The organism is Vreelandella nanhaiensis (assembly GCF_003990185.1).
Lineage (GTDB): Bacteria > Pseudomonadota > Gammaproteobacteria > Pseudomonadales > Halomonadaceae > Vreelandella > Vreelandella nanhaiensis.
In genome coordinates, this window is the sequence record NZ_RZHF01000015.1 from 392,063 (window position 1) to 414,231 (window position 22,169).

17 protein-coding genes are annotated in these 22,169 nt (G+C 57.2%); 10 read left to right on the forward strand and 7 right to left on the reverse strand.

The features are described from left to right. Positions 1–394: 394 nt before the first annotated feature. Together ELY38_RS12085 and ELY38_RS12090 are read right to left on the reverse strand one after the other, a co-directional pair. Positions 395–1,948 (reverse strand): BCCT family transporter, encoded by a 1,554-nt coding sequence (locus ELY38_RS12085; RefSeq protein ID WP_127062529.1) that lies wholly within the window; start codon positions 1,946–1,948, stop codon positions 395–397. Positions 1,949–2,269: 321 nt separating this feature from the next. Further along, positions 2,270–3,004 (reverse strand): DUF481 domain-containing protein, encoded by a 735-nt coding sequence (locus ELY38_RS12090; protein ID WP_246009135.1) that lies wholly within the window; start codon positions 3,002–3,004, stop codon positions 2,270–2,272. 134 nt (positions 3,005–3,138) lie between these two features. On the opposite strand from ELY38_RS12090, the gene ELY38_RS12095 reads away from it, so the two are divergent. The 5 genes from ELY38_RS12095 to ELY38_RS12115 all read left to right on the forward strand — a co-directional run bounded on the left by ELY38_RS12095 (position 3,139) and on the right by ELY38_RS12115 (position 8,886). Beyond that, on the forward strand, positions 3,139–4,812 hold the full coding sequence (locus ELY38_RS12095) for an ATP-binding protein (protein WP_127062531.1): 1,674 nt from the start codon (positions 3,139–3,141) through the stop codon (positions 4,810–4,812). A gap of 35 nt (positions 4,813–4,847) precedes the next feature. Next, positions 4,848–5,579 carry a response regulator gene (locus ELY38_RS12100; protein WP_127062532.1) on the forward strand — a complete coding sequence of 244 codons (732 nt, stop codon included), beginning with the start codon at positions 4,848–4,850 and terminating at the stop codon, positions 5,577–5,579. Positions 5,580–5,763: 184 nt separating this feature from the next. Then, the gene (locus ELY38_RS12105) at positions 5,764–6,762 is read left to right on the forward strand and encodes a Bug family tripartite tricarboxylate transporter substrate binding protein (protein WP_127062533.1); all 999 of its coding nucleotides are present in this window, start codon (positions 5,764–5,766) and stop codon (positions 6,760–6,762) included. 109 nt (positions 6,763–6,871) lie between these two features. Then, entirely contained in the window at positions 6,872–7,354 is a 483-nt protein-coding gene (locus ELY38_RS12110; protein ID WP_127062534.1) for a tripartite tricarboxylate transporter TctB family protein, read from the forward strand. Positions 7,355–7,392: 38 nt separating this feature from the next. Next, positions 7,393–8,886, forward strand: a complete 1,494-nt coding sequence (locus ELY38_RS12115; RefSeq protein ID WP_127062535.1) for a tripartite tricarboxylate transporter permease — start codon at positions 7,393–7,395, stop codon at positions 8,884–8,886. Between the two features lie 65 nt (positions 8,887–8,951). On the opposite strand, the gene ELY38_RS12120 is transcribed toward ELY38_RS12115, so the two are convergent. From ELY38_RS12120 to atzF, 3 genes are all read right to left on the reverse strand, one after another. Further along, positions 8,952–9,647 carry a GntR family transcriptional regulator gene (locus ELY38_RS12120; RefSeq protein WP_127062536.1) on the reverse strand — a complete coding sequence of 232 codons (696 nt, stop codon included), beginning with the start codon at positions 9,645–9,647 and terminating at the stop codon, positions 8,952–8,954. A 67-nt stretch (positions 9,648–9,714) separates the two neighbouring features. Beyond that, positions 9,715–13,347, reverse strand: coding sequence for an urea carboxylase (gene uca / locus ELY38_RS12125; RefSeq protein ID WP_127062537.1), 3,633 nt, complete (start codon positions 13,345–13,347; stop codon positions 9,715–9,717). Between the two features lie 14 nt (positions 13,348–13,361). Next, positions 13,362–15,203: an allophanate hydrolase gene (gene atzF / locus ELY38_RS12130; RefSeq protein WP_127062538.1), complete on the reverse strand. Its 1,842-nt coding sequence runs from the start codon at positions 15,201–15,203 to the stop codon at positions 13,362–13,364. Positions 15,204–15,574: 371 nt separating this feature from the next. On the opposite strand from atzF, the gene urtA reads away from it, so the two are divergent. From urtA to urtE, 5 genes are all read left to right on the forward strand, one after another. Then, positions 15,575–16,894 carry an urea ABC transporter substrate-binding protein gene (gene urtA / locus ELY38_RS12135; RefSeq protein ID WP_127062539.1) on the forward strand — a complete coding sequence of 440 codons (1,320 nt, stop codon included), beginning with the start codon at positions 15,575–15,577 and terminating at the stop codon, positions 16,892–16,894. 84 nt (positions 16,895–16,978) lie between these two features. After that, positions 16,979–18,589: an urea ABC transporter permease subunit UrtB gene (gene urtB, locus ELY38_RS12140; RefSeq protein ID WP_127062540.1), complete on the forward strand. Its 1,611-nt coding sequence runs from the start codon at positions 16,979–16,981 to the stop codon at positions 18,587–18,589. A gap of 3 nt (positions 18,590–18,592) precedes the next feature. Continuing rightward, on the forward strand, positions 18,593–19,741 hold the full coding sequence (gene urtC, locus ELY38_RS12145; protein ID WP_246009133.1) for an urea ABC transporter permease subunit UrtC: 1,149 nt from the start codon (positions 18,593–18,595) through the stop codon (positions 19,739–19,741). Continuing rightward, positions 19,738–20,574: an urea ABC transporter ATP-binding protein UrtD gene (gene urtD, locus ELY38_RS12150; RefSeq protein ID WP_127062541.1), complete on the forward strand. Its 837-nt coding sequence runs from the start codon at positions 19,738–19,740 to the stop codon at positions 20,572–20,574. Before urtC ends, urtD begins: the two co-directional genes overlap by 4 nt. Further along, the gene (gene urtE / locus ELY38_RS12155; protein WP_127062542.1) at positions 20,574–21,281 is read left to right on the forward strand and encodes an urea ABC transporter ATP-binding subunit UrtE; all 708 of its coding nucleotides are present in this window, start codon (positions 20,574–20,576) and stop codon (positions 21,279–21,281) included. The genes urtD and urtE overlap by 1 nt, the downstream gene beginning before the upstream one ends. Before the next feature lie 126 nt (positions 21,282–21,407). On the opposite strand, the gene ELY38_RS19105 is transcribed toward urtE, so the two are convergent. After that, positions 21,408–21,548: a hypothetical protein gene (locus ELY38_RS19105; protein WP_185858976.1), complete on the reverse strand. Its 141-nt coding sequence runs from the start codon at positions 21,546–21,548 to the stop codon at positions 21,408–21,410. Between the two features lie 365 nt (positions 21,549–21,913). Beyond that, positions 21,914–22,165 (reverse strand): formate dehydrogenase subunit delta, encoded by a 252-nt coding sequence (locus ELY38_RS12160; protein WP_127062543.1) that lies wholly within the window; start codon positions 22,163–22,165, stop codon positions 21,914–21,916. Positions 22,166–22,169: the final 4 nt, after the last annotated feature.

Here is a 22,169-nt window from a genome sequence, read left to right on the forward strand (position 1 = left end):
ATTAACTCCTGCTAATAAAATTAATTATAATGATTCAGTGCTGCTCATTGCGGTGTAAAGCCTGAGCTTCAAGGGGATAAGCGGCTAAACACAAGCGGAAAATGGACTGGCTATTGTTCACATACAAAGCGCGACAGACAAAAGAAATTAAGTTGCGTACGCATTCCATTTTCTCATGATTCGAGTGAAAACGGATCATCAGCGGATTAAAAATACGCATCTTGGCAAAATTAAATTTTTTAACCGCTCTATAGTGAGAGGGGGGCTAGGCGTGCATTGCCCTATAAGGAAAGTGACTTGTGAAAGGATGATTGTATTCGATGAGGGAATGCATAGCCTCCATTGAGGCCATGCAAATCTTTGAATGAACTTGAAGGTGTGTGTTTGCTAGCTATCAATCAATCAGGCCCTGCTCACGCGCCATGGCGAACGCGGCCTTGGGGCCATCCCAGAGTGAGGGCAGCAGTATCAGCGATACCGGCACGGCGGTGATCACGATGAATTGCTGCAGCGCGGCGATCTGACCTTCACGCATGGCCAGCAGCACCGCAGCCATGATCGTCATGATCACGCCCCAGAAGGCGCGTAGAAATGGGCTGGGCTCGTCGTGGCCAGCACCGACCATGGCAATGGAGTAGCTCATGGAGTCGCCGGTGGTGGCCACGAAGATGGTCGTCAGCAGCAGGATTGCCAGCGCCATCCAGGTGCCGCCGGGTAACGCCTGGGCCAAGGCGAGCGTGGCGATGTCGAACTGAAAGTTCGTCAGCGCATCGGTCAGGTCGATCACGCCGGTCAACTGGTAGTAAATGCCCGAGCCGCCCAGCAGCGTGAACCAGACCGTGGTGGCGATGGGGGCGATGACCGCCACGGCCAGAATCATCTCGCGAATGGTGCGCCCGCGGGAGATGCGCGCCATGAAGATCGCCATCAAGGGCGCAAAGGCGATGAACCAGGCGTAGAAGAACACGATCCACCACTGCATCCAATCCGCCGGCGCGGTTTCCGCTGTCATGGTGACCATCTTGAAGAAGTCGTCCAGGTACGTACCCATGCCAGCAAAGTAGCTATTGAACAGAAACAGCGTCGGTCCGAACAAAAAGATGACCGCGCCGATGCCCAGCGCCAGCATGACGTTGAAGCGGCTCAGAAGCTGCATGCCCTTGTGCACACCACTGACCGCGGAAAGTACGTACACCATGCCCAGGGTCGCCAGAACCAAAAGCCGTGTAACGAAGGTGTTGGGCAGCCCAAACAGCACCTCGAGGCCATGGCTGACCTGGGTAGCCAGAAAACCGACCGGCCCGACGGTACCCGCCACCACCGCCAGTACGCAGCAGGTATCCACGACACCACCCAGCGGGCCACGCATCAAGCGCTCGCCGAATAACGGGTAGAGCAGAGTGCGCGGTTGCAGCGGCTGGCCTTTTTCGTAGTGAGCGTGGGCCAGCACGATCGCGGTGAGCGACCCAAGAATTGCCCAGCCGACGAACCCCCAATGGGTGAACGACTGCGCCAGTGCCCCGGGCACTGCGGCGGCCACGCCCGGGTCGGTATCAAAGGCGGGCGGCACGTTCACGAAGTGATAGATTGGCTCACCGGCGGCGAAAAAGACGCCACCGCCGCCCAGCAGCGTACACAGGATGATCGAAAGCCACTTGAAGGTACTCAACTCCGGTGCATCCAGGTTGCCGATCTTGGCGTTGCCGGCCGGGGTCAGTGCAAGCCCGATGGCGATAAAGAACGTCAACAGCATCAGAAACTGGAAGTAGGTACCGAAGGTCAACGCGCTCCAGGCAAAACCCTGGCTGATCGAGTTGGCGACAAGGTCCAGATCGTAAAAGGAAAGCGCTAGAAAAAGCACGATGAATCCAATGCTTAGCGTGAGTACGATAGGATCGCCAAGCGAAGATTGCGTTTGGCGGTCGGCATCAGAGGCCGATTGAGTCATTAATATACCTTTTGGGTGGCAAGAAGAGCGGTGCCCAAGCGGGCATTAAGAGACGTGATGCAGCCAGCGTGTGCGGCATACAGCTAAAAAAAAGCGCCATTCATTGAATGGCGCGAGGACAGGAAACTGCGGCTAGTATATCGTGGCTATAGACCAAAGTCGAATGTGATCGTTTTTGGTGCTTGAAAAGAGCCGTTGCACCACATTGGCGCTCTATATGATAGGCAATGCTTTATTTAATCAAACCGTTGGAAAATTAAAGGTAAGCAAGCCTGACTGCGTGTTGGCTCACCTTCACAGCGCTAAGCGCTATCTGAGCACTTACCAGCGATAGAGCAACGAGGCGCTGGTGGTGGTGTCGGTACGCACGCTGGTGTCGTCCGGCGGCTGAGAGTTGTGTTTGATCTCATGGGACAAGCGCAGCGACATTCGTGAGTTAAGCCGTGCGGTTAGCGCGGTAAGCGACCTGGCCGTGGTGTTTTGTTGGGTGTACTCTACCGACATTTCCTGCTCGATATCGGCGTAATCTGAAAATCCCCAGCGATAGGCGAGCGCCGAGTAGGCCACGGCGAGGCGCTCATTATCATCATCGCGCAAGCGGTCATTACGATAGCCGGGCCCTGCCTCGAGCGATAACGAGTGCCGTGAACCTTCAAGCAACTGGCGCCCGTAACCGCCAATCACCGAAAGCTGCTGGTCGTAGCCGGCAAAGCGGTCCTTTTCCCAGCGGGCAAAACCAAACAGATAGTGCGGGCCGCTAAAGTCGTAGCGTTCGCGGCCTGCGAGCAGGTACTGCTCGGCGCTGGTTTCACCATTCTTGCTTACATTGCGCACCTCACCGCGCAGCGAGTGGGTAAGGTCACCGGTCAGCCAGGTTAGGCGGGTTTTACCGATCAGCGTCTGGCTGTTGGTATTGCCTGAAAGGTGAGTAAAACCCAGTTCAGCATCGCCGCTAAAAATCGGCGCATCTTCAGTGGGTGGGGGCGGGGCGTAAAATGGGGTCGCGGCCGCCGAGTTGACCAATAACGTACTGGAAAAGATGGTACCTACGAACAGTAAACAGACCGACGAAACAACACGCTTAAATATGCTGGGCACCCAACGCCTCCCTTAATGACATAAAAGATGGCGATTAACGCCGCCTAACTGCGCATGTCATAATGACGTTGTCGCGCACCTTGAGTTCCACCATGACTGATTCCCGCCCCCGTACCTTAGCTGAATTACAGCGCTGGCGCCGTACCCGCGCTAAACGGCGCTGGTATAAACGTAGCTTTCGGTTACAGGTAATGCTGCTGGTGGGCCTGCTGCTGGCCGGCATGCTACTGGCTCAGGGCACATATCTCAATCATCGCAAGGCGGATATCATCAACCATCAGATGGGCGAGCGGGCGCTGGCCGTGGCCAAGACGGTGGCGGGAATGCCGCAAATCATCAACGCTTTTGCCACGCCTGACCCGGCAATGATCATTCAGCCGCTCGCCGAACGGGTACGTCAGGAAACCGGCGCCCGCTACGTAGTGGTCGGCAATGCGCAGTCGATTCGCTATTCACATCCTGTGCCTGAGCGGCTTGGTGAACCCATGGTCGGCGGCGATAACGACCAGGCGCTGATTTACGGCCAATCCTACGTGTCTAAGGCGACCGGTACGTTGGGTACCGCTATGCGCGGTAAAACCCCTATTTGGGATGAAGAGGGCAATATTATCGGCGTGGTGTCTGTCGGCTTTATGATGGATCGGGTCGAGATGGACGCTGCCCGATACACAAACTTTGGCTGGGTGCTCGTCGCGCTGATGATTGCTTTGGGCTTTGCTGGTGCGTACTGGCTATCCCAGCATCTTAAGAAGGTGATTCTGGGCCTTGAGCCCTATGAAATCGCCCGGCTGGCCATGGAGAAAGAGGCCATTTTGCAATCCATCCATGAGGGAATTCTGGCGGTCAACCGCGATGGCCATATTACCTTGGTCAACCAGCAGGCCAGGCGCTTTCTCAATCTGCCCGATGAGCATGTCATGCTGGGCCAGCCGATCCAGGAGGTGGTCCCCAATACCCGCTTATTGGAAGTGCTCAAACACGGCGAGCAGGAGTTTGATCAACAGATGTGGCTAGGGGACCACCCCGCGGTAGTCAACCGGGTGCCCATCCTGCATGACGGGGAAATCGAAGGCGCAGTGGCCACGTTTCGAAGCCGCCGGGAAATCATCGATCTCTCCCAGGCGCTTACTCAGGCCAGCCGCGATGTGGATATGCTGCGCGCTCAGGCGCACGAGTTTTCCAATAAGCTGTACACCATTTCCGGGTTGCTGCAGCTTAAACGTGTAGATGAAGCGCTGGCGCTGATCCATCAGGAGACTGAACGCGCCCAGGCCCAGATGAGTTTCTTGATGCGCCACGTGGCCGATACCGTGCTCAGCGGTACGTTACTGGGTAAACTGACCCGAGCGCGTGAGCTGGGCGTGGCCATGGAGATTGATGAGCAAAGCTCGCTCTCCTGCCCGCTTACGCCCACCGGTCAGGAAGTTATGATGAGTGTGGTGGGCAACCTGTTGGATAACGCCTGCCACGCGGCGCTGAATGGGCCTAACGGAAAAGTGCCCAAGGTGCGGCTGTTTCTTACCGACCTTGGCGAACAGCTGCTGGTGGAGGTTGAAGACAATGGCCCCGGGGTGCCCGAGGTCCATGCTGAATCAATATTTCAGGAAGGTTTTTCCACCAAGGCCGGCAAGCATTGCGGAATTGGACTGTCACTGGTGGCACGCCTGTGCCGCCAGCATGGGGGGGCGGTGGCGCTTGAGGAGAGTGAGCTGGGGGGCGCGTGCTTTATCGCCGTACTGGACCGCTCGCTATGTGCCGCACCCTGATCGTTTAAACGACCACGACGGCAAGAGGAAACGTGATGTCTGCAACGCAATACGGCATTTTGGTCGTTGAAGACGATTTTCGCATTGCTGATATTCATAAAGCGTTTATCGAACAAAGCGAAGGTTTTTATATTGCAGGCGTTGCCCGCAACGGCGGCGAAGCCAAAGCGCTGATGGCGGAGCATGCCAACAAAATACATCTGGTACTCTTGGATGCCTACCTGCCTGACGTCGAAGGCCTGGAGCTTTTATGGGCGATCAGGCGCGACTATATCCATGTGGATATCGTCATGGTTACCGCCGCCCGCGAGGTGGAAACCATCAGTGAGGCGCTGCGTGGTGGCGTGTTTGACTACTTGATCAAGCCCATTGAAGCGGCCCGTATGGAGCAGATGCTGACCCGTTTTCGCCGCGAGCGCGAAGCGCTTGCTGGGCGCAACGAGATGAATCAGGACGAGCTGGATCATGTGTTTACCCGGCTGCAGCCGGGGGACGCGCCGCGCCAGACCTCAAATGCCCTGCCCAAGGGCATTGATCGGCTGACCTTACGCCGGGTGGTGGAAGCTCTGGCTGCCGAGGCGATGCCGCTAACCGCCATGCAGGTTGCCCGGGTCATGGGGGCTAGCCGCTCTACCGCTCGACGGTATCTGGAGTTTCTTGTTGCAGAGCGTGGGGTTAGTGCAGAGCTTGGCTATGGCGATGTAGGCCGCCCAGAGCGACGCTATCGGCTGCTTGAGACAGCTCACGATTGGCTTGAATCGCTTTAGCTCGCACATTAGTTCGTATTCATTGATGTGCCGTGAACAAAATGAACAAAATGCCCACAAAGAACATTTTGTTTTTTATGTTCACAAGCTTGTCGTAGAGGGCAGGCGTCTTCTAACGTTCGCGGCGTAACCACGACATAATAACAGTGGACCACACAACAACATTTAAATGTGGAGAACGCCAATGACTTCGCTTTCGCTTAAGCGCTTAGCCGTGATCGCCCTACCGATGGCTGCTCTGGCAGGCATGATGACATCTGCCCAGGCACAAGAGTGGACGCCGAGCAAATCGATCGAGTTTGTTGCACCCGCCAATCCGGGTGGCGGCTGGGATACGCTGGTACGCACCATGTCGCGTGTTATTCAGCAAGAAGGACTGGCTGACAAGAACTTTGCCGCCATTAACGTGCCCGGCGGCGGTGGTGCGGTGGCCTGGGCGCAGATCGCCCGTGATAGCGGTAACCCGCACAAACTGTTTGCCACCAGCCCGCCAATGATCCTGGTGCCGCTTGCCGGTGCATCGCGCTACGATCACACCGACTTCACGCCGGTGGCACGCATCAATACCGACTACTCGATCATTCTGGTAGCTGCGGACTCTGAGTATCAGGACCTTAACGATCTGTTTGCCGCACTCAAAGAGAACCCCCGCCTGAGCGTGGGTGGTGGCAGCGCGCCGGGATCGATGGATCACATTTCCGTGGCTGGACTTGCTTCGGCGGCGGGCCTTGATGCTTCAAGCGTTAACTACATCCCGTTCTCGGGCGGTGGCGACGCCATGACCAACCTGATGGGCGGGCATATTGAAGCGGTCATCACCGGTGCTGGTGAGTCCGTAGGCCAGCTCGGTGAAGGCAGCCAGTTGCGCGCCTTGGGCGTATCTGCCGAAGAGCGTCTGGGTGGTGCGTTAGCTGACGTGCCTACCTACCAGGAACAGGGTATCGATTACACCTTCGATATCTGGCGTGGCGTGATGGGCGCCCCGGATATGCCTGAGGAAGCGGTCACCTACTACGAAGACCTGTTCGCTGAGATGCTGGAAACCGACGCCTGGCGTCAGGCAAGCGACCAGTTGGGCTGGATCGATGCTTATCAGAACAGTGAAGAGTTTGGTGCCTTCCTTGATGAGCAGCAAGAGCAGTTCAGCAGCGTGCTGAGCGACCTCGGCCTGCTGCGTCAATAAACACCCTATAGAGCAATACTGTGCTATCCCAGCGGCCCATGTGCCGCTGGGTACGTCTGTTCGTGACTTCTGTCCGTGACGACTAAGCGTGTGCTCCCGGAGAATTCCAATGACTAAATTGAATACCAACCAGTGGCTGGCGGTGGTACTGGCGCTCTTCGCTGCTGCCTATTTGGCCATGGCGTGGCAAGTGCCTACGTTTCCGTTGCCACGCCCGGTCGACTCTGACCTTTTCCCCAAGGTGCTGGGCGTCGCTCTTCTGCTGCTGGCGGTCTTGCTGTTCTTTGAAAAGCCTGGCGCGATAGCTGGCGCGGATGAGATTGACAAAGAAGCCACTCAAGGCCCACTGCTGCTCACCCCTTGGGCGCGTGTTGTTGTCACGTCACTGGCGATTGCTGCGTATGCGCTGCTGCTAGTGCCGTTAGGGTTTGTCCTGGCCTCCACGCTGTTATGCGTTGGTTTGACAGCCTATTACGGCTATCGCCGCCTAACGGTCAACATTGCCACGTCGCTGGGGGTGGTTTTAGCCCTCTATCTCACCATGACGCGGGTGATGGATGTATATCTACCGACTGGCGTTTTGCCTTTCTAAACAAGCCGTTTTAGCAGGTCTTTAAGAGGGTAACTCCCATGGATGCCTTGAATAATCTCATGTACGGCTTTGGCATCGCGCTTGAGCCGATCAATATTGCTTACGTTTTTGCCGGTGTGTTTGCCGGCACGATTATCGGCATGCTGCCGGGGTTAGGCCCCATCAGTGCACTTGCCTTGATGATTCCGATTACCTTTGCCATGGAGCCGTCTTCTGGCTTGATTCTCATGGCAGGGGTTTACTACGGCGCTATTTTTGGTGGTTCTACGTCATCCATCCTGCTCAATGCGCCAGGTGTGGCGGGTACGGTAGCTACCTCGTTTGACGGCTATCCCATGGCCAAGAAAGGCCTGGCGGGTAAAGCGCTGGCCATTGCCGCCTATTCGTCATTCGTGGGCGGTACAGTGTCGGTCATTTTCCTGATGCTGGTGGCCCCGCTGCTCTCCAAGGTGGCGGTCAGCTTTGGCCCGGCTGAATATTTTGCACTGATGGTACTGGGCCTGACCGCTGTCGTGTCGCTGTCTGACAAATCGCTGGTGAAAGGATTAATCGCCGCGGTTGTCGGAGTAATGATCTCGATAGTGGGCATCGACATGCAAACCGGTACCGAGCGCTTCACCTTTGGTTCGGCGCAGCTGCTTGATGGCATCGACTTCCTGGTGGTCGCGCTGGGTATTTTTGCGCTCGCCGAGGTGTTCTACATGCTGCTGCGTGGCGGTGGCGGTAAAGAGACACCACGCAATGCCATTGGCTCGTTGAAACTAACCCGTTCTGAAGTGAAAGAGATCGCCGGACCCGTTAGCCGTAGCTCAGTGCTGGGCTTCTTCACCGGCGTTTTGCCGGGTGCTGGCGCCACCATCGGCTCGTTTTTGGGCTACAGCATGGAGAAGCGTATCGCCAAAGATGGCAACACCTTCGGCCAGGGCAACATTAAAGGGGTTGCTGCCCCGGAAGCCGCCAACAATGCAGCCTGTACCGGTTCCTTTGTACCTCTTTTAACCCTGGGGGTACCGGGGTCGGGCACCACGGCGGTACTGCTGGGTGCGCTACTGGTAATGGGCGTCACGCCTGGCCCGATGATGCTGGAACAGCGCCCGGATGTGTTCTGGGGCGTGGTAGCCAGTATGTATATCGGCAATATTTTCCTGCTGGTACTTAACCTTCCGCTGATTCCGCTGATCGCCAAGATTCTGGATCTGCCCAAGCCACTGTTGCTCTCGCTGATTTTGATCTTCTGCATGATCGGCGTGTACGGCATGAGCTTCAGCGTATTTGACCTGCTGCTTCTGCTGGGCTTCGGCCTGCTGGGTCTGGGTATGCGTCTGTTCGGCTTCCCCGCAGCACCCCTGATTCTGGCGTTGATTCTGGGCAATATCATGGAAGAGTCCATGCGTCGTGCGCTGCAGATCTCAGGTGGCGACTGGATGACGTTCATTGATAAGCCGATCTCGCTCTCTCTGCTGCTGATTGCCCTGCTGTCGCTGGGTCTGCCGCTGCTGAAGAAGCGTCGCAAGCGCGCTATTGCCGAGTAGACGGTATCGTCTCAACATTGGACGAGTGACCGAAAAGCGCCCTGGGTTAACCCAGGGCGCTTTTTTTAAGCGCTAGCGCTGCGTTGACGCTGCTCTTCGGCAGCTTCACGAAGGCGCTCCATGGTGATTTCCTGAACGGCGCCATGGCTGCTTCGGATATGCGATCCCAAGCGTTTGGCGGCGAGCTGGGCATCGTTTTCGTCAAGGGCTGCCAGAATGGCGGCGTGTTCGCGATAGGTGGCATCAACCCGATCATCGCGGGTGAAGTCCAGGCGTCGAATGACGCGCAGGCGCTCGGTAATTTCACGATGAATACGGCTCATCTCCTGATTGCCCGCGGCCACCACTAAATCGCCATGGAAACTTTCATCCAGTGCACGAACCGTACTGCCCACCGCCCGCTCAGCGTGGCTGGCGGGATTCCAGATATCGCGTAAAGTGCGCAGCACCAGCGGCTTTTCAGGCAGGGCACAAAGCTTGTGAACGGCTGCCTGTTCCAGAGTAATGCGTAGGTCGTAGAGTTCAGCGATTTTCTGGAAGTCCAGCGGCTTCACCTGCCAGCCGCTGCGAAAGAGCACATCGACATACCCCTCTCGCTGGAGCTGAAACAGCGCTTGGCGAACCGGGGTTCGGCTTGCCTCCAGCCGGTCACCGATATCGCCTTCGCTAAATTTATCGCCGGGAAGAAGGCGAAACTCGAAAATATCGTCTTTCAACGCATCGTAGACACGGTCAGCGATGGATGATTTACGCAACGCCATGGCAGTAGGCCTTATTGAAAGAGGCCGCCGCATGATGCGGCGGCACGCCAGCAGCAATGTGAATGCCTTAAACTTCAATACTCAGCAGCGGCTCCCCTGGTGTTACCGCTCGGCCCGGGGTGACGTGCAGAGCGCTTATTTTGCCAGAGTGTGTTGCCATGACTTCAAATTCCATCTTCATGGCTTCAACAATCACCAACGGATCGCCTTTGTTGACGCTATCGCCGGGTTGCACAAGACACTTCCAGATATTGCCCGCAATCTCGGCACTGATCAGCTCGCCATAGCCAGCCAGGTCATCCGCCTCCGTGGGCGGCGGCGCTTTGGCCAAACGGTCCAGGGCCTTTTCTTCGCTTTCACGCCATAGCGCAACCTCTTTTGCGTAGGCGTCCTGTTGAAGGGCGCGAAATTCGGCGATGGCCTGCTGGTTGGCATCTAAAAATGTCTGGTGTGATTCCAGGTCAAACGTATCTTCCTCGATCTCGATGGTTAGCTTACCCGCCCTAAACTGATCGCGCAGGTTATCCAGTTCATCCTCGCTGACGGGGTAGTAGCACACCTGATCGAAAAAGCGCAGTAGCCAAGGAGCGCCTTCTGAAAACTGTTTGTTTTTTAGATGCTTGTTCCAGATGGGTAGAGTGCGCCCCACCAGTTGATAGCCGCCGGGCGAGTCCATGCCGTAAATGCACATATAAATGCCGCCGATGCCGACCGTGCCTTCGGCAGTATAGGTGCGTGCCGGGTTGTATTTGGAGGTCAGCAGCCGATGCCGAGGGTCCAGGGGCACGGCGCAGGGCGCTCCCAAATACACATCGCCTAGCCCCAGCACTAAATAACGCGCCGAATAGAGCACATCCTTGACCTCGTCACGGCTGGCCAGACCGTTGATGCGCTGCATGAAATCCACGTTATTGGGCAGCCAGGGAGCGGTATCGCGCACCGACTGGCGATACTTTTCCACCGCTTCCAGCGTCGCGCTATCTTCAAACGCCATGGGAAGATGAATCACCCGGCTGCGCACCTTCAACTCGTCGGTAGGTGGCAGGGCGGCTTCCAGGTCGAGCAGGTAAGTCATCAACGCCTGCTGGGTCAGCGTCAGCGGGTCGTAGCGCAGTTGAAGAGAACGCACACCGGGGGAAAGCTCCAACAGGCCGCGTGGCTGTATATCGGCAATCGCCTCCATCAGTGCGTGGATACGCATACGCGCGCCTAAATCCAGCACATTAGGGCCGTATTCCAGCAAAATGTACTGATCACCTGCCTGACGGTAGGTGACTTCCGGGCGTTCCTGCGTCGCCTCAAGGTGGGCCAGCACAGTGGCGGATAGCCCGTTAAGCGGTGCCAGCTCGGCGCTGTTAAGGGTGACGGCGGGCGGCGCAGACAGGTATTTGACAGCCAGTTCCTGATGCTGGGCAAGCTTTACGGCGGTGTCGTTGTCGATGGCGACAAAGCGGATGGTATCGCCGGGTTTGACCTGACCCACTTTCCACAGCTCGGCCTTGGCGATGGTAACCGGGCAGACAAACCCACCCAAGCTGGGACCATCTCGGGTCAGAATAACCGGCATATCACCCGTGAAGTTAATTGAGCCGATCGCATATTCGCAGTCATGAATATTTGAAGGGTGTAGCCCCGCTTCACCGCCATCTGCCCGGCTGAATTCAGGTTTGGGGCCGTTCAGGCGAATGCCTAGCCGGTTGGAGTTGTAATGGACTTCCCAGTCCTGTTGAAAGAAGTGCTCGACGGAGTCTTCGGTAAAGAAGTCGGGCGCGCCGTGCGGGCCGTAGAGCACGCCTATTTCCCAGTGGCTCGGGTAATTCGGGATGAGCGCCGGGTCAACGGGGGCGGGGTCGTGGGTGGGCGCTGGCGTGGTGCAGGCAGGTAACCCCGGCTGGCTGATGCCGAGCAGATCGCCCGGGCGCAGTGGTCGCCCGCCGTGGCCGCCAAACTGGCCGAGGGCAAAGGTTGCCCGGCTGCCAAGATACACTGGTACATCGAATCCGCCACGCACGGCAAGGTAAGTGCGGCATCCCTGGCTGGCTTTGCCCACCACGAGCGTTTGGCCGGCGTTGACGTGGATAGGCGTCCAGAAATCCACCGGGGTATTGTCGAGCGTCGCGTCGGTAACGGCGCCGGTCAGCGCCACGACGGTTGCCTGATGAAACGTAAGGCTTGGGCCTATCAGCGTAGCTTCCAGCCCGGCAGCCTCCGGGTGGTTACCGACAATCCGGTTGGCGAGGCGAAAGGCGAAGTCATCCATCGGGCCGCTGGGCGGCACACCGATGTTCCAGTAGCCGACCCGTCCCGGGAAGTCCTGCACTGTGGTGTAAGTACCTGGGTAGACCACTTCGGCAACGCAGGGCTGAAAGTGAAAGCTTTCCAACGCGCGAGTCGAGACCTTGCCTTCGGCAAAGCTCGCCTGGGCAATCACCTGACGCAGGTAGTCAAGGTTGGTGGCAATACCCATCAGGCGGGTTTCATCTAGCGCTTTACGCAGCTTGGCCAGAGCATCCGCGCGGTCGTTACCATGCACGATCAGCTTGGCGATCATGGGGTCGTAGTGAGCGGATACTTGGCTGCCATTTTCGACCCAGGTGTCGATACGCACGCCATCACCGGGCCAGTGTACGTCGGTTAATTCACCGGGCGAGGGCTGAAAATCCTTTAGCGGGTTTTCGGCATAGATGCGCACTTCCATGGCCGCACCGCTCAAGCTGAGCGTAAAATTAGCCAGGTCCAAGTGGTCGCCCGCGGCGATCTTGAGCATCCATTCGATCAGATCAAGGCCGGTCACGGCCTCAGAAATCGGGTGTTCTACCTGCAGCCGGGTGTTGACCTCCAGAAAATAGAACTCATCACGCTCGGCGTCGTAGATGTACTCAACGGTACCCGCGGAACGGTAGTTGACCGATTCACCCAGCGCCACGGCCGCATCCAGCATCTTTTGGCGGGTGGCCGCGGGCAGGTTGGGGGCCGGCGTCTCTTCCACGACTTTCTGGTTGCGGCGTTGCAGTGAGCAGTCACGCTCGCCCAGTGCTACCACGTTGCCGTGGCCATCGCCGATAATCTGGACTTCCACATGGCGGGCACGGGCGATGAAGCGCTCAAGAAAGACGCCGCTGTCGTTAAAGAAGTTTTTGCCCTGGCGTTGAACGGTTTCAAAAGCATCTTGTAGCTCTTTGGCGCTATTGCAGCGCGTCAGGCCAATCCCGCCGCCACCCGCGGTGCTTTTGAGCATTACCGGGTAGCCCAGGCGTTCAGCGGTAGTTAGCGCCTCTTCTACGCTGTCGAGCAGGCCGCTGCCTGGTGCTAGCGGTACGCCTGCCGCTTCGGCCAACTCACGGGCGCGGTGCTTTAGTCCGAACTCGCGCATCTGCGTAGGCGTGGGGCCGATAAAAACGATACCTTCACGCTCACAGGTTTCGGCAAAGTCAGCGTTTTCAGACAGAAAGCCGTACCCGGGAATAATAGCCTGCGCGCCGGTCTTTCGGGCGGCATCAAGAATTTGGCGCTTGTCCAGGTAGGTTTCACTGGCGCCGTTGCCTATAAGGGCCACGGATTCGCTGGCGCTTTCCACATGCAGGCTGTGACGGTCTTCATGAGAATAAACGGCAACACTGCCGACACCGAGCGCCTTTAAGGTGCGGTTGGTACGTACGGCGATTTCACCGCGGTTAGCAACTAATACTTTATTGAACATGGGTCGTAGCCTCGTTATGCGTGGGAGGTTTGCGCCTTGATGTAGGCACGCCAGCCACCAAACTCGGTGACATCCTGGGCATCCGTGATTCCATGCCCTTCGCAGATAAAGCCGTTGACCCAGCGGCCGTCGGCAAGCTCGACACTCCCGATACCCAGCGGGGCGGGAATCAGATCAACAAACGAGCCAAATTCCGACGCGGCCATTTCCCATACTTCAACAATGATGGCGGCACCATTTTCGTGAACGCGCTGCAGGCCGGGCTTGGGCGGTACGGTGTTGGGCAGGGCAAACAGGCGGTAATTGGCGGACGTTGTCGTGGACGCCACGCGCCAGGCATAGCGCTCGGTCAGTTGGGTATTCAGCGGCATGCCGGAAAGATGAGCGCCTACCACAGCGACCTGAACGGTGGGAACGGCAAGAGTGGTATGAACGGTTTCCGGTGGGCGTGCCTGGTCAGTGGCACCCAGCGGCGTCGGGTGGGCGTTTAGCCAGCGGCTGGCCAGGGCCTGCAGTTCCCGATCCTTCCAGGCGCCGCTCACCAGGGTGACGCCAAAGGGCAGCCCATCGTCTCGGAACCCGGCGGGCACCGCCAATGCGCAAAAATCGGCCAGGTTAACGAAATTGGTATAGGTGCCGAGCTGGCTATTGAGCGTTACCGGGTCGGCATTAACTGCTGCGATAGTGGGCGCGGTAGGGGCGGTGGGGACTAATAGGCCGTCAATATCATTCAAAAGGCTATCGATCACCCGAACCAGCTCTTCCTTGCGGTATTGCGCCTTGAACGTATCGGTGGCGCTGAATTTACCCGCATTGCTGATAATGCCGCGCACCACGTCATTCATGTCCTGGGCATGTTCGGCCATGAAGGTTTCCACGGCGGCGTGGCGCTCTGCCACCCACGGCCCTTCGTAAAGCAGGGCTGCCAGTTCAAGCATGGGGGCGAAATCAAGTTCTACGAGCGTTACCCCTTCAAGCTTTTGCCATTTCTCCACTGCCGTTTGCCAAGCGGTTTCGGCCGCCACGTCGCCGAAGAACTGGGGCGACTGGGGAATGGCAAGCCTGGCTAGCGGGCCAGGACGGCGTATGGCCGGGGCATCCAAGAGAAGGGCGCTTGGGGCCTTGCGTGAGAAAGCGTCGGCAGGCTCGAAGCCGGCCATCAGCTCGGCGATCTGCCCGGCATCATTGACAGTCAACGAGAAGATGGAGACGCAGTCCAGCGAGCGGCACGCCGGTACTACACCATCAATGCTGAACAGGCCTTTGGTGGGTTTAAGCCCAACCAGGTTATTCAAGCCAGCGGGCACGCGACCGGAGCCTGCCGTATCGGTACCCAGTGAGAACGGCACTAGCCCGCGTGCCACCACGGACGCCGACCCAGAACTCGAGCCGCCGCTCACTACCCCAGGATTGAAGCTATTGGCCACGGCACCAAACGGTGAGCGGGTACCCACCAGGCCGGTGGCAAACTGATCCAGATTGGTCTTGCCGATGAGTACTGCGCCCGCGGCGCGCAGCTTGTCAATCAGAGCAGCGTCACGGGTGGGTTGATAGGCGTAGGCCGGGCAGCCCGCCGTGGTGGCAAACCCGGTGGCATCAATGTTGTCTTTCGCCGCAAACGGAATGCCGTAAAGCGGCAACTTGTCTATCTTGCCGTCCGCCTCGTCCAGACGTGTTTGAAGTGCTGCCAGGGCATGAGCCAGCCCCTCTCGGTCGAGAAGTGAAATCCAGGCATTGTCGGCACTGTCAGGTTTGGCCAGTTGCGTGATCAACTCACTGAGTAAGGCTCCCGGCGTTGCGCCCTCGTTATATGCCTGCCGCCATTGTTCGAGTGTCCAGCCGCGTGTGGTCATCATGTTTGGCCCTTGGTTATCCATGGTCTTGTATACAAGTCATTTTGCAAACCACAGGCCAAGAAAACGCTAAATGTTTTAAAAACAGAAGCTTGGCGATAAAAGGATAAAAATGGACAGTTTTTATGCACTTTTATCGTGCGAATCAGACCGCTTTAGCACCAATGAAGCGCTTTAAAACCTTGGATTAAAGATGGAAAACTTCTGTAAAACAACTTGTATACTTTTTATCTAATTGAATTTTTTATGTTTTTTTAAAGTATGGAACGCATCGTGCAATGTGCAGGAGGAGTTACAGGCGCTTTCAGGCAATTAAGTACACCTGATTAATGACAAATATCTAGCTGCCCGCTTGCAGCTTGGGGATGCGAAACATGAACTTGAAAAAACAGGCACTGCTGGGTCTTTCTGCACTGGCCCTTTCGGTATCGTTTCATGCGTCAGGCAATGATGACCCTATCAAGGTAGGTATCCTTCACTCCCTTTCCGGCACCATGGCTATCAGTGAGTCGACGTTAAAAGACACCGTTGAAATGCTGATCCAGCAGCAGAACGAAGCCGGTGGTCTGCTGGGTCGTCAGCTAGAAGCCGTGGTAGTGGACCCGGCCTCCAACTGGCCGCTGTTTGCCGAACGCGCCCGCGAGCTGCTGGCCCAGCATGAGGTAGACGTAGTGTTCGGCAACTGGACATCGGTATCACGTAAAGCGGTACTGCCGGTGTTTGAAGAACTCAATGGTCTGCTGTTCTACCCGGTGCAGTACGAGGGAGAAGAGTCGTCTGCAAACGTCTTCTACACCGGTGCCGCGCCCAACCAGCAGGCGATTCCCGCTGTCGAGTATTTGATTAACGAAGTCGGCATTGAGCGCTTTGCTCTGGTGGGTACCGACTATGTCTATCCGCGCACCACCAACCGCATCCTGGAAGCGTTTCTGAAAGATGAGCACGGCGTGGCAGACGATGACATCATGGTCAACTACACGCCCTTCGGCCACTCCGACTGGCAGAACATCGTCTCCGAGATTCGTCGCTTCGGTGAAGAGGGCAAGCCTACCGCGGTGATCTCGACCATCAACGGCGACGCCAACGTGCCTTTCTACCGCGAACTCGCCAATCAGGGCATTGATGCTGCCGATATTCCAGTGATTGCCTTCTCTGTAGGTGAGCAAGAGCTTTCCGGTATCGACACTGCGCCGCTCGTTGGCCACCTGGCCGCCTGGAACTACTTCATGAGCGTGGATACCGACGAGAATTTTGATTTCATCGACGCCTGGATTGAGCATACCGGTGATGAGGAAGCGGTCACCAACGACCCAATGGAAGCGCATTACATCGGTTTCAACATGTGGGCCGAGGCAGTGCGTAAAGCGGGTACCACCGAGGTAGACGCAGTGAAAGATGCGATTATCGGCGTGACCGTGCCCAATCTTTCGGGTGGCTATGCGGCGATGATGCCCAACCACCACATCACCAAGCCGGTACTGATTGGCGAAGTCCAGGACAATGGCCAGTTCGACATTGTCTGGCAAACGCCCTCAACCGTTGCCGGCGATGCCTGGTCCGACTACTTGCCCGGCTCGCGCGATTTGATTGCCGATTGGCGCAAGCCCATGGAGTGCGGCAACTTCAACGTCGTGAACGGCTCATGCGGTGGCAGCACCGCTGCTGAAGAAGCCGAAGCGGCGCTCGCCGAGTAATACCGACCACCCCTTGCCGCCCGCCTGACCGGGCGGCAAGGGAGCACGCTACCTCTTCACCTTGACCACCAAAGGAACAACCCCATGAGGCGTTTCCTTTCCTGGGGGTTTTTGTGCGCCGTGCTGTTGGGCATAACACTCAACGTACAGGCACAGACAGGCCCCGGTACTTCTGATAATGACGCCGCGCTTGAGCTTCTTGAGGCGCTGGATGTCGATTCCTACCGCGACAAAGGCGAGGCGATTACCGCCATATTGCAAAGCGATGACGAGCGCGCCCGCGACTGGCTACAGGCGCTGTTGGATGGCCGTTTGCAGCGCACGGGAAGTGGCCGTTTTGTGGTGGTGCTGGATAACGCGGGCCGCAACTGGCCGGTAGAAGATGCCCTGACCCATGAGCCGCTGGGCGAGATGTCGCGCCGGGAGCTTGACCGCATCGGCATCAATAACGCCCTGCGTAATCAACTACGCAGCGCGATCGCCGTGGTGGATCTCTACTCGCCAAGCGTTGAGCGCCGCCGCATTTCCGCCGAGCGCCTGCTGGGCGAGGTGGATGGCGAGCTGGTCGAGCCGATCAACGAGCTGATTGCCGAAGAAGATGATAGCCAAGTGCGTACCCGGCTAACCCAGGCGGTGGCGATTTACCGTGCCGAGCAGGGCGAAATGGAGGGTGTCGAGGCGCTGACCGGTAGCCTGCACCCGCGCGCCCGGGTGGCCTTGGGCCGCGCGGCCCATGGCGACGACCCGGTGGTGGCCGACGCAGCCCGCAACGCGCTCGCGAGCGTCGAGCAGAACCTCAAGATCAACCGGGGGATCGAGACGCTCTACTTTGGCCTGAGCCTGGGTTCGGTTCTGGTACTGGCCGCAATTGGTTTGGCGATTACCTTTGGCGTGATGGGCGTGATCAACATGGCCCACGGCGAGCTGATGATGCTGGGGGCGTATACCACTTGGATGATGCAGCAACTGCTGCCCGGCCAGCCGGGGCTGGCGCTGATTCTCTCTATTCCGGCAGGTTTTCTGGTCGCCGCATTGGTGGGGGTTGCCATTGAGCGCAGCGTGATTCAGTTTTTGAAAGGCCGCCCGCTGGAGACGCTACTCGCCACCTTCGGTATCAGTCTGATCCTGCAGCAGCTGGTGCGTACAGTGATCTCACCGCTCAACCGCACAGTAATTACCCCGGAGTGGATGAGCGGGTCGCTCGTGATCAACGACGCGCTGTCGCTGACCATAAACCGTATGGTGGTACTGGGTTTTGCGCTGGTGGTGTTTGCCGGTTTGGTGCTGATCATGCGCCGCACCCGTCTGGGTCTTGAAGTACGCGCCGTGACCCAGAACCGCGCCATGGCACGCTCCATGGGAATTCGAGCGACCCGTGTGGATATCCTGACCTTTGCACTCGGCTCCGGTGTAGCCGGCCTTGCTGGCGTGGCGCTTTCCCAGCTTACCAATGTCGGCCCGAACCTTGGCCAGAACTACATCATCGACTCGTTCATGGTGGTGGTATTCGGCGGTGTGGGCAATCTCTGGGGCACCTTGGTGGCCGGCCTTTCGCTTGGGGTGATCAATCAAATACTCGAACCCTGGGCGGGCGCGGTACTCGCCAAGATTATCGTGCTGGTGTTTATCATCCTGTTCATTCAAAAACGCCCGCGTGGACTCTTCCCGCAGAAGGGCCGGGCTGCGGAGGGCTAACCCATGATGCCACAATTACCTTCAAGCCGATTCTGGCTAACCCGCCCGTTTGGCGAGCGCACCACGCAAGTTTTTCTCGGCGTACTGTTTACCGCGCTGCTGGTTGTGACGGTACTTCACGTGGCAGTGCCTCAAGGCAGCCCGCTGCATGTGAACGCTTACACCGTGAACCTGTTCGGCAAGTACCTAAGCTACGCGCTGCTGGCCGTGGCGGTGGATCTGGTGTGGGGATATCTCGGCATTCTGAGCCTGGGCCACGGGGCGTTTTTTGCGATTGGTGGTTACGCCATGGGCATGTACCTGATGCGCCAGATTGGTGACCGGGGCACTTACGGCCATCCGGTGCTGCCGGACTTCATGGTGTTCCTCAACTGGGAAAGCCTGCCCTGGTACTGGCAGGGCTTTGATATGGCCTGGTTCGCCTTTGCCATGGTGCTTCTGGCGCCGGGTATGCTGGCGTTGGTGTTCGGCTTTTTGGCGTTTCGCTCGCGGGTGACGGGGGTGTATCTCTCGATCATTACCCAGGCGTTGACCTTTGCGCTGATGCTGGCATTTTTCCGCAATGAGATGGGCTTTGGCGGCAATAACGGGCTGACCGACTTCCGCGAACTTTTGGGCTTCAACCTGCGCAGCAACGATACTCGTCTGGGACTTTTTCTGGCCACCGGCGTGGCGCTGGCGATGGGTTATATCCTCTGCCGGGCGATCGTGACCAGCAAGCTGGGCCGGGTGTGCGTGGCCACTCGCGACGCCGAGGCGCGCACGCGCTTTATCGGCTACCGGGTAGAGCGCTTTCAACTCTTCGTGTTTGTGGTGTCCGCGATGCTCGCGGGCTTGGCAGGCGCACTCTACGTGCCTCAGGTGGGCATCATCAACCCCAGCGAATTCTCGCCGCTGTTCTCGATTGAGATCGTGCTATGGGTGGCGCTGGGTGGTCGGGCCACGCTGTATGGCGCGGTGATTGGCGCGATACTGGTTAACTACGCCAAAACCATTTTCACCGGTGTCATGCCTGATGCGTGGCTGTTTGCGCTGGGTGCGATGTTTGTACTTGTCACGGTACTGCTGCCCAAGGGCGTGGCGGGGCTGTTGCGCAAGCGCCGTCGCGCTGTTGAATCCGATAACGCAGGTACCAAGGAGGCTATTGCATGAGCTTGCTGCAGTCATTCAAAACCCGCGACCGGGTATTTGAGTTTATGGCGCCAGCCGCCTCCCCGGTGGATGTACGCCATGGCCCGATTCTGTATATGGAAGACGTCACGGTGAGCTTTGATGGCTTTAAAGCGATCAACAAGCTGAATTTGACCATCGACGACGGCGAACTGCGCTGCATTATCGGCCCCAACGGGGCGGGAAAGACTACCATGATGGATATTATCACCGGCAAGACGCGGCCCACTGAGGGCAGCGTATGGTTCGGCAGCCGTCATAACCTGCTCAATATGAACGAGCCGGAAATTGCCAGTCTCGGGATCGGGCGCAAGTTTCAAAAACCCACGGTGTTTGAAGCACTGAGCGTGTTCGAAAACCTGGAGCTGGCCATGGCCGCCGACAAACGGATTTTTCCCACGCTGACTGCGCGTATGACCGGTGAGATCAAAGACCGCATCGACGAAGTGCTGGAAACCATTGGTTTGACTCAGCTGCGCTTTCAGCCCGCCGGCATTCTCTCTCATGGTCAGAAACAGTGGCTGGAAATTGGCATGCTGTTAATGCAGCGTCCACGGTTACTGCTGGTGGATGAGCCGGTCGCGGGTATGACCGAGCAGGAAATGGAGCGTACTGCTGAACTGCTAACTGGCCTTGCCGGTAAACAGTCAGTGGTCGTCGTGGAACACGATATGGGCTTTGTGCGCTCGATTGCCCGCAAGGTAACCGTATTGCACCAAGGCAGCGTGCTGGCGGAGGGCAGCATGGATCAGGTCTCATGTGACCCCAAGGTGGTCGAAGTCTACCTGGGTGCTGATGACGAGGAGGCAGCCTGATGCTCGCAATTGAAAAGCTGAACCAGTTTTACGGGGAAAGCCACACGCTGTGGGATCTGGACCTGGACGTACCCGCCGGTCAGTGCACCTGCGTGATGGGCCGCAATGGTGTGGGTAAAACTACCTTGATGAAAGCCATCATGGGTGAAGTGGCAGTGAAAAGTGGCCAGTTATTCTACCAGGCGAGCAATGAGGCGGTTGAGCTAACCCAAAAAGCGGTGGAAGCGCGCTCGCGGCTGGGCATTGGCTTTGTACCCCAAGGGCGGCAGATATTCCCGTTACTTACCGTAGAAGAGAACCTACGCACCGGTCTGGCCGCGCGCAGCGACGGGCTGAAACAAATCCCTGAGCGTATCTATGAACTCTTCCCGGTGCTCAAGGAAATGAAACATCGTCGTGGCGGTGATTTGTCTGGTGGACAGCAGCAGCAGCTGGCCATTGGGCGGGCTTTGGTGATTGAACCCAAGCTCTTGATTTTGGATGAACCGGGCGAGGGCATTCAGCCTAATATTGTTGCGCAAATTGGCCAGGTGATTCGCCAGCTGATTGCTGAAGACGGCCTGACGGTCCTACTGGTCGAGCAGAAGTTGCCTTTCGCGCGCAAATACGCCGACCGCTTTGTGATCATGGATCGCGGCCGCCCGGTGGCCAAGGGAGATATTGGAGAGCTCTCCAACGAACTGATCAAGCAGCATCTGACGGTTTAACTTATCCACACCCACTTTGTGTACGGCAACCACTAGATACTGTGTGGGTTTGTTAGCGTATGACGTGAGAAGAAGCGGATGTTGACCTGCCGTGGCTTGAAGAATATGCACGATTAAACAACCTTTTCACTCATCAATTTGTACGGCGATGGAGAAGGGCGGGAAGTTATCGCTTGATTCTTGGTACAGGGAAAGATGAACGGGCGGTGTGTACAGAGGATTGATCGCAAATAAAAAGGCTGCCATGACCAGGCGGAAAAAGGTCATGGCAGCCAAAAAGGGTGATTGGCATCTAGCCAAAAACGGGCCATCCCTGGCCACCACATCTTTACAGTGAACGTTGTAGTCATCTATAGCCTTAACCTAGGTTATAAAAATGAATTTATAATTTTTCTACACGTATTATTAGCCGAAAAATCAGCGTTAATAAGGAGAATATTAATAAAAATCAACTTAATAAAAGTGATCTGGGCTACCAGTTAGCGACAGAAAGCAATGGCGAAATAGGCAATTTGGCTGCTCAATAAAGCCACCCTTAACGTGCCTTACACAAGGTAAGAGGAAAGTGCTAATGTGGATATAACAAAACGTGGATATAAAAAGGCTTGCCGACTGGCAAGCCTTTTTACGTTCTAACGAGTAATGCTTTGTTGCTCTGAGAGCTTGGCCGCCAGTAGCGTGGTAGCGCGCCGCGCCAATGGTGAAAACTCAACACCCTCAAGCGCTAGGTTGGCAACGAGGCGCTGCTTCATTGGCCTTGCCCAGAAGGTTTCCAGATGGCGACAGACGGCTGCGGCGGCGGTTTCCTCATCGCGGCCGCCACCTAGGTTGGTGGCAATCTGATTGGTCATGCGAATCAGGTTGGCATCGTTGTTGGTTAACATGGTA

Bases quoted from the DNA above. Each gene is read 5' to 3' on its own strand.
- ELY38_RS12085 (WP_127062529.1), bottom strand. From the start codon at position 1,948: ATGACTCAATCGGCCTCTGATGCCGACCGCCAAACGCAATCTTCGCTT.
- ELY38_RS12095 (WP_127062531.1), top strand. From the start codon at position 3,139: ATGACTGATTCCCGCCCCCGTACCTTAGCTGAATTACAGCGCTGGCGC.
- ELY38_RS12100 (WP_127062532.1), top strand. From the start codon at position 4,848: ATGTCTGCAACGCAATACGGCATTTTGGTCGTTGAAGACGATTTTCGC.
- ELY38_RS12105 (WP_127062533.1), top strand. From the start codon at position 5,764: ATGACTTCGCTTTCGCTTAAGCGCTTAGCCGTGATCGCCCTACCGATG.
- ELY38_RS12110 (WP_127062534.1), top strand. From the start codon at position 6,872: ATGACTAAATTGAATACCAACCAGTGGCTGGCGGTGGTACTGGCGCTC.
- ELY38_RS12115 (WP_127062535.1), top strand. From the start codon at position 7,393: ATGGATGCCTTGAATAATCTCATGTACGGCTTTGGCATCGCGCTTGAG.
- ELY38_RS12120 (WP_127062536.1), bottom strand. From the start codon at position 9,647: ATGGCGTTGCGTAAATCATCCATCGCTGACCGTGTCTACGATGCGTTG.
- uca (WP_127062537.1), bottom strand. From the start codon at position 13,347: ATGTTCAATAAAGTATTAGTTGCTAACCGCGGTGAAATCGCCGTACGT.
- atzF (WP_127062538.1), bottom strand. From the start codon at position 15,203: ATGATGACCACACGCGGCTGGACACTCGAACAATGGCGGCAGGCATAT.
- urtA (WP_127062539.1), top strand. From the start codon at position 15,575: ATGAACTTGAAAAAACAGGCACTGCTGGGTCTTTCTGCACTGGCCCTT.
- urtB (WP_127062540.1), top strand. From the start codon at position 16,979: ATGAGGCGTTTCCTTTCCTGGGGGTTTTTGTGCGCCGTGCTGTTGGGC.
- urtC (WP_246009133.1), top strand. From the start codon at position 18,593: ATGATGCCACAATTACCTTCAAGCCGATTCTGGCTAACCCGCCCGTTT.
- urtD (WP_127062541.1), top strand. From the start codon at position 19,738: ATGAGCTTGCTGCAGTCATTCAAAACCCGCGACCGGGTATTTGAGTTT.
- urtE (WP_127062542.1), top strand. From the start codon at position 20,574: ATGCTCGCAATTGAAAAGCTGAACCAGTTTTACGGGGAAAGCCACACG.
- ELY38_RS19105 (WP_185858976.1), bottom strand. From the start codon at position 21,548: ATGACCTTTTTCCGCCTGGTCATGGCAGCCTTTTTATTTGCGATCAAT.
- ELY38_RS12160 (WP_127062543.1), bottom strand. From the start codon at position 22,165: ATGTTAACCAACAACGATGCCAACCTGATTCGCATGACCAATCAGATT.